General features: G+C 49.5%; 7 protein-coding genes. 1 reads left to right on the plus strand and 6 read right to left on the minus strand.

The features are described from left to right. Positions 1-56: 56 nt before the first annotated feature. The 6 genes from BUB68_RS01960 to BUB68_RS01985 all read right to left on the minus strand — a co-directional run bounded on the left by BUB68_RS01960 (position 57) and on the right by BUB68_RS01985 (position 6,105). Positions 57-725, minus strand: coding sequence for a ComF family protein (locus BUB68_RS01960; protein WP_256625490.1), 669 nt, complete (start codon positions 723-725; stop codon positions 57-59). Next, positions 718-1,560, minus strand: coding sequence for a selenium-dependent molybdenum cofactor biosynthesis protein YqeB (gene yqeB / locus BUB68_RS01965; RefSeq protein WP_073088122.1), 843 nt, complete (start codon positions 1,558-1,560; stop codon positions 718-720). Before yqeB ends, BUB68_RS01960 begins: the two co-directional genes overlap by 8 nt. Positions 1,561-2,301: 741 nt before the next feature. After that, complete coding sequence (locus BUB68_RS01970) at positions 2,302-2,961, minus strand: TatD family nuclease-associated radical SAM protein (protein WP_073088123.1); 660 nt, start codon at positions 2,959-2,961, stop codon at positions 2,302-2,304. Between the two features lies 1 nt (position 2,962). Next, positions 2,963-3,790 carry a pyridoxamine kinase gene (locus tag BUB68_RS01975; RefSeq protein ID WP_073088124.1) on the minus strand — a complete coding sequence of 276 codons (828 nt, stop codon included), beginning with the start codon at positions 3,788-3,790 and terminating at the stop codon, positions 2,963-2,965. A gap of 24 nt (positions 3,791-3,814) precedes the next feature. Next, positions 3,815-4,309, minus strand: coding sequence for a preQ(1) synthase (gene queF / locus BUB68_RS01980; RefSeq protein ID WP_073088125.1), 495 nt, complete (start codon positions 4,307-4,309; stop codon positions 3,815-3,817). A gap of 92 nt (positions 4,310-4,401) precedes the next feature. Further along, positions 4,402-6,105 (minus strand): bifunctional diguanylate cyclase/phosphodiesterase, encoded by a 1,704-nt coding sequence (locus BUB68_RS01985; protein WP_073088126.1) that lies wholly within the window; start codon positions 6,103-6,105, stop codon positions 4,402-4,404. Positions 6,106-6,316: 211 nt separating this feature from the next. Between BUB68_RS01985 and BUB68_RS01990 the strand changes: the two genes are divergently transcribed. Next, positions 6,317-6,886: a biotin transporter BioY gene (locus BUB68_RS01990; RefSeq protein WP_073088127.1), complete on the plus strand. Its 570-nt coding sequence runs from the start codon at positions 6,317-6,319 to the stop codon at positions 6,884-6,886. Positions 6,887-6,979: the final 93 nt, after the last annotated feature.

The following is a 6,979-nucleotide window of genomic DNA, read 5'->3' on the forward strand; positions in this document are numbered from 1 at the left end:
ATTGTCAAAATATTTATGGTTATAACACCATTATTCCAATTTCTCTGCAGGCAGGATCAGCGATGGTCACTGGCCATAACCAGCACATAAACAGCTTTTGCTCCAGCCTTCTTCAGCACGCGGGCACATTCCCCCGCGGTAGCACCGCTGGTGAAGATATCATCCAGCAGCAGGATATTTTTCCCTGTCACCTGCGCTGTATCTGCCACAGCAAAAGCACCTCGCAGATTTGCCATCCGCTCCTTTTCATTCAGCTCATACATCGGCCGAGTCGGACGTATCCGCAACAAACACCTTGTCAATGGAATGTGCTGCCGGGCCAAAAAACTGCTGAAGATCAGTTCCGTTTGATTAAAGCCCCGCTCTTTTTCCTTGGCAGGAAAAAGAGGCACCGCCACAGCCAGATCTATCGCAGCCAGCAATTCCTGCATTTGCGGCATGTTCACCGTTGCCTGCAGGAATGTTTCGATATAAGGGAGATTGCTGCGCTTCTTCTGATATTTCAGATGACGGATCAAGTCCCGCAAACTTCCCCGATAAACACCAAGTGCCCATGCATCGGTCAATGCCGCCTGCATAGGCACGGAAAGTGGCAAACGATGAAACTGTAATGCCCGTTGCAAACACGCGGGGCACCAGCCGCCCTGACCATCCACATAAGCATGGCACAGCGGACAACGAGGTGGAAATAAAAAATCCAGCAGATCAGCAAGGAGCTTAACCACGACCAAAGAACCTCCGCTTGGGCCGCTTATGTTCCCAGACCATCACGGCTTCCAGCACAGAACCAGCCACGCAGCGAGCCTTATCCGAAATCGTGAAGCATTCCTCCTGTCCCATTGTGGGATGGATGTCCGCAATTTTCTGTTCTTTCTTCACCTTGCTGCCCCGATGAAGTGCACCACGCAATACACCATCAATGGTCGCCTTCATCTCAATGGTTCTGCCATCAGGAGTATGGATCTGTGCCAATGGCTCCCCTTTTTTCACCATCAGGGAAATCGTACTCAGAACATCCACAGTACCCGCCTCCGGAGCGAAAATCAAATGCTCCATATTGGCACTGACACCTACCGTGCTGCTCTCGATATCCTGGCTGCGGGCAGAATATCCTTCATAGATAAGACGGCCCAGATTATGCCCGCGCATGGTCTCCACTACCACATCCACATCCCGGCCGGCACAAAAACCAGGTCCCAGGGCAATGGTATGCTCCGCCATATCCTTGGTCGTGCCATTGGTCGTATGAGAAAGAATCGCATCCACCAGCACCTGCGGTTTCAACTCCTTCACGCAGCGAGCCTCCGGATCTTCGAGCATAACCAGCTCTCCTCTTTTCAACCGCGCCTTTGCATCATGCAGATTTTCTGCTTTATAACAGGTTATGCGCTCCACTTTGGCCTGCCCACGGTACATTGCCTCAGAATAGGCTACCCGCCGCCGGGTAGCGGATGGTTCCTTCTTCTCCAGTACCAATACCTTGAATCCTGCCCGGAATAATGCATGAATGGTACCGCTGGCCAATTCGCCACCGCCCCGCACAATAACCAAATGTTTCATTGCTTCCGCTCCTTATCCATTACAAATGTCATCGTTACCCATTATACTATATAATTTGCACTTTGCATTACGATAATTTCTCTCAAATTCTAAAATTTATTATTCAAAAGCATTGCAATTATCTGATAAGTATGTTATTATGTAATTGTAAAGAGGAGATGGGTACTCAAACCACTAGAAAAGTAATTCTGTCGTTTGAAATTTTAGCAGGTGGGTATCTAGCCGAAACAGGCTCTCTTCAAGACCTTACATACTTGTTTTAGGAAAGGATGTGAGTGTTTATTGAAGAAATCACTTAGCAGGAGTTCTTTCAAACCCTAGCTAGCAAGTGCAGTGGTGAAGTACAAGAATATCCAATGGACGAAAAAGAGACGTGATGATGGTCATATACCGCCAGACGTACTCAAAAGCAATTGGAAGTCAGGCGCACAACGTTTAGGAGCAAAAGAACATCAACTGCTATCCCGGGTAAGTCTTTACGAACATCATGAGCAGCGAAACTGTAGTGAACCTATTGTTATCGACTGAGATGGACGCGCGCGCAAAGCAACTGAATCTGTGTATTCAAAAATGTTTCAGCTGAACATCCATATATTATGGAACACTGCGCAGGATTTCTGCTCGAGAGGAAATCCCTGCCGACAAATGAATATGAGAAGGATACGTTAATATCTATGAATATCCATGAATAAAGCCGGTACGCATTGCGTGCCGGCTTGCTTTATGGATATTTTATTGTTTTCAGCTATCTTCATAGGGACGCACTCGGAGCGTAAGTCCCCGCTCGTCACAGATAGCCTGGCATCTGGCGATTTCCTCGGGGCCTTCCACCTTGTCCACGATGGTCAGCACCACATTCGGAACATATTTCTTGCAATGCTCGGCAAATTCCAGCATGGCTTCATAGGACTGCAGGCCGTATTTAGCCCGCGTCAATTCATAATAACGTTCCGCATTGGAAGCATTGAGGCTGATGGAAACGGTATCCAGCACCCCTTCAAAATCCGCCGCGATCTCCCGTCCATATTCCAACTCACCCAGGCCATTCGTATTGAGACGCGTGGGCAGGTCCGGATGTGTTTCCTTGACATAATGCAACAGTTCGACCAAAGTCTCCAGCTGCATGGTCGGCTCACCAAAACCACAGAACACAACTTCCTGGACATAATCCCAAGGCACACCGTCCAAAGCAGCCTTCAGTTCCGCAACAACAGGACGCTTGTGCAGCCACAGACTGGATTTCTCCGCCATCTTCTTCATATTGCGCAAACAGAACGTGCAGGCACAATTGCACTCATTGGTGATATTCACATAGAGATTGCGCTTGCCCTCAGGCTGCTCCCTGAGGCTTTCATCCCACGGCAGATATCTGCCGCCTTTATGGGTTGCATAGACTAACAATTCACTTCAGCTCCCTAAGATATTCTTCAAACGGCAGGCCATAATTCCAAGGCAGATCCAGCTGCACGGCATAGCCCAGGCATTTTTTGATGAAATCCGCCGCCTTCACCGCTGCCGCCTCCAATGATTCTCCATTGATCAGACTGCCGGCTACAATCGCCGCAAAGGCGTCTCCGGTACCGGAACGGTCACCACCGATCTTTTCCACCGTGAGCACTTTGCCCCGGCCCGCTTCATAGATGAAGTTCCGCAGGGAATCCTCACCGTGCAGCCCTGTGATGATGACCTGGGACGGCCCCTGTGCCGCCAGCTCGCTGGCCATGTACTCCAGTTCTTCATTGGTGACCTTCCCTTCCCGGGGATAGGGAATATCCAACAGCAGGCAGGCTTCCGTCAGGTTCGGCGTCACCAGGTCCGCATAGGCCAGCAGGCGGCGCATCTCAGCACACATCTCCATGGTATAGGAACGATAAAGCCTGCCATTATCTCCCATCACCGGGTCTACCATCACCCGGGTATAAGGCTGCTTGAAGCGGCGGATAAAGTTCTCCACAATGGCAATCTGCTGCACCGAACCCATAAAGCCCGTACAGATGCCATCAAAAGACAGCTGGTTTTTCTCCCAGCTGTCCATATAGGGCTTCATCCTTGCCGTATAATCGTCCAGATAGTGATGCTCAAAGCCTGTATGCACCGACAGGATCGCTGTCGGCAGCGGACAGGCCTGAATCTTCATGGCCGAAATCAAAGGCAGTTCCACCGCTACCGAGCAGCGGCCAAAGCCAGTTATATCGTTGATCAGGGCAATGCGTTTTTGACGTCTTAGCAAGGAATCTCCTCCCAGAATCTAGTGTTAGCGATTATCCACCTTATCCATAGCTACCATATCATGTTCCGCGAAACGGCGCCAGGCCAGTTCTTCGAACTTCGTCCCCGGCTGGCCGTAGTTAGCATAGGGATCAATGGAAATACCGCCTCGGGGCAGGAATTTTCCCCAGACTTCAATATACTTCGGCTCCATCAGTTTGACCAGGTCCTTCATGATGACATTGACAACATCCTCATGGAAATCCCCATGGTTGCGGAAACTCACCAGATATAGTTTCAGCGACTTGCTCTCCACCATCTTCTCATTCGGCACATAGCTGATGTAGATAGTCGCATAATCCGGCTGGCCAGTGATTGGGCACAGGGCCGTGAACTCCGGACAATTGAACTTCACCCAGTAATCATTTTCCGGATGCTTATTCTGGAAAGTCTCCAGAATCTCCGGGCAGTAATCATAATGATACCTGACTTTTTTCTGCCCTAATAACGTAATATCTTCCTGTTCTCTGTCTCTTGCCATAATTTACTTCTCCACTAAAAAACTTCATCACTTACCAGAAAACCTGCCTATCATAACGCCCAATCTTCTTTCGCGTCATGTCCGCTCCGTCTTCAATCGCCGGAATTTCCTAGTAAGAATTTCTCTTCAAAATCGGCCACGCTTTCCGGATGACCAAATAAGTATCCCTGTATAGCATCAGCCTTGCACTCTTTAGTCAGGAGCTCGTATTCAGCTTCTTCCTCCACGCCTTCAATACAGCAGTAGATACCAATGCTATGGCAAAGATCCACCACATACTGTACCAGACGGCGATCAAAATCATTTTCCAGGATCTTCTTCACAAACTCCCGGTCGATCTTCACGATATCGCAGGAGAGATTCTTGAGGGAAGCCAGCGAGGAATAGCCCGTGCCAAAGTCATCCATGGCAATGGCAATTCCCTGGCTGCGGAAAGCATCGAACTGCTTATTGATAAAGCTCCAGTCCGCCACGATCTTGCTCTCTGTAAGCTCCAATATTATAGATTCAGGCGGCATATCATAACGTTCCAGGCATTCAGCCACAAAATCCTTGAACGAAAGATCCTTGATCTGCTCATAGCTCATATTGATGCTGACCCGGAAGTCCGGCACATAGCGCCGCCACTTCTTGCAGACCTTGACGGCCTCCTCCACAATCCATTTACCGACAGGGATGATGAGCTTTGTCTCTTCCAGAATAGGAATGAACTCCATGGGCGCCACCATGCGTCCTTTGGGATTCTTCCAACGCAGAAGGGCTTCAGCACCGATGAGCTTCTGTTCCTCAGCACTGACCTGCGGCTGGAAGAACAGGCTGAAACCTACACAGCCATTCTCCACGCTCTCCCAGATACTGTCCCGCATGGAAATCGAACGCACCCAGCGATTGTACTGTTCCTTGCTGAAGAGCACATTGCGGTTCTTGCCCTCCCGCTTGGCAATATCCATAGCTGCTTCGGCATGCTTGTGCAGCACCAGATAATCCTTCCCGGATTCTGGGTAGAATACCGTACCACAGGAAGCCGTGCAGAAATATTGATGACCATCAATATCCTGTGGCCGCGACAAGGCACTCTGAACGCTGGCAAAGATCTCCGCCACATCCTCAGTCGTACCACCGGGATAAATGAAGGCATACTCATCTCCATCCAGCTTGAATAGTGTCAAGGGCGGCGGGATCACATTGGCAAGCAAGTCTGCCACACGCCGCAACACCATATCCCCGGTCATACGATTATAAGTCTCATTGATAATCTTGAAATTGTCCAGCCCCAGTACCATGATCGCCCCGCCTTCCCCAGTGGCGCGGTATTGGGCCAATGCCAATTTCACAGCATGCTCAAACTGATACTTATTGAGCAGGCCTGTCACTTCATCTGCCTGATTGCGCTGAGCCATCCGGGACATGGTGCCCACAAACATGGACGGCTTGCCATCCCGGTCAAGGCCTACCCGCCCCCGGCAGGAGATCCAGGCATACTCGCCTTTGCGATTCTTGACACGGTACTCCATATTGTGCTCACAGGGCCCCTGCGAGGCAAAGGTCTTGCTGATGGAAGCCTGATAAGGTCCCCGTTCCTCGGGATGCACCAAGGGCAGCCAGTACGTATCAAAATCATACATGATCTCACCGGGCAGGTCAAAATCATTGACCATATTGGGAGACACCATAACCAGATTCTCCTGCAGATCCGTAAAGAAAAGATAGTCCTTGGTGGTCCTGCCCAACAGATCAAAATAGAACCGGAACCGGCGTAAACACGGGCTCAAGGGAATACGATTATTTTTTCTCATAATTATCATCCTACATTGCCGACCATCATCCTTTGGGCAACATACCCACTTATTAATATTTTATACCTAAACAGGGGAAATAAGCAAGTGAAAACAAGAAAAAGTCCCTACTTGCATAAATCAGTCAACCTTTTCAATTATAAAGTTGACGATATTACGCCAGATGCTTATAATGATGTTGTCTGATATATGTTTTTAGGAGGAAATCATCATGCAAAAAGAATCCACGATAGAACTTCCGCAGGAGCATTTTACCATACAAGAGCTGACCAAAATGGCTCTTTGCGTGGCTTTTTGCTGTGTATCGGCTTTTATCTCTTTTCCCCTGCCTTTTACGCCGGGTCTGGTGACCGCGCTCACAATCGCCCTGACCGTAACGGCATTTGTGCTGCCACCAAAACTCACCTTCATTGCTGTTGCTTCCTATGTTTTCCTGGGAACCATCGGCCTGCCAATATTTCCCGGTGGGGTTGGGGGCATTGGCCGCATTCTTGGCCCTACGGGAGGTTTTTATCTGGGCTGGCCTTTCGTCTGCCTGCTTGAGAGCTGGCTGAAAGGACAAACCATCCAGTTCCGCCGTTATGCACTGGTTGCCGTACTGGCAGGCGTCCCTCTCACATATATCGGCGGCCTCATCTCCATCATGCTGGTCATGCAGGTCGGTCTCTGGCAGGGACTTACCATGGCGGTATTCCCTTTTATTCCTGGCGATATATTAAAAGCACTGCTGGCAGCCTTCATTGCGGTACGAGTCAATAAGATGCTGCAAAGAAACGAATAAAAAAGGAGCTGTGAAATAACACGCCCCCTTATAACAAAGGCGGTTAGCTGACTAAAACCAAGTCAGCTAACCGCCTTTTGTGGTAAAATTTAC

It is taken from the genome of Pseudoselenomonas ruminantium, from assembly GCF_900142515.1.
Taxonomy (GTDB): domain Bacteria; phylum Bacillota; class Negativicutes; order Selenomonadales; family Selenomonadaceae; genus Selenomonas_A; species Selenomonas_A ruminantium_D.